General features: G+C 68.7%; 1 protein-coding gene. It reads left to right on the top strand.

Annotated elements, in window-relative coordinates; translation table 11 throughout:
• The coding region (locus tag MOV75_RS41620; protein WP_247008699.1) for a glycosyltransferase family 39 protein at window positions 1-501 on the top strand (501 nt) is incomplete at both ends.

Here is a 501-nt window from a genome sequence, read left to right as displayed (position 1 = left end):
CTGATGATGTGCGCTTCGGTGCTGCTCGGCGTCGAGGCGCGGCTCGCCAAGACCGACGCGATGCTGCTGCTTTGCGTGGTCGCGGCGATGGGGGCGATGGCGCGGGCCTATCTGTCCTGGCAGCGCGCCGAGGACGAGACGCATCCGCCCTGGAGCTGGCCCGCGATCTTCTGGACCGCGCTAGCCGTCGGCATCCTGATCAAGGGTCCGCTGATCCTGATGTTCGCAGGACTGACCATCCTTGCGCTCGCGATCCAGGACCGCGATGCCTCCTGGCTGTGGCGGCTGCGCCCGGTCTGGGGCCTGATGTGGATGCTGGTGCTGGTGTTGCCCTGGTTCGTCGCGATCTTCTGGCGCGCAGGCGAAACGTTCTTCGCCGATTCCGTCGGCGGCGACATGCTGAGCAAGCTGGGGGCCCAGGAATCCCACGGCGCGCCGCCCGGCCTGTACCTGGCGCTGTTCTGGATCACGTTCTGGCCGGGCGCGCCGCTCGCGGCGATG

It is taken from the genome of Bradyrhizobium sp. PRIMUS42, from assembly GCF_023006515.1.
In the GTDB taxonomy this organism is placed as follows: Bacteria; Pseudomonadota; Alphaproteobacteria; order Rhizobiales; family Xanthobacteraceae; genus Bradyrhizobium.
This window is presented reverse-complemented; position numbering and strand designations above follow the sequence as displayed.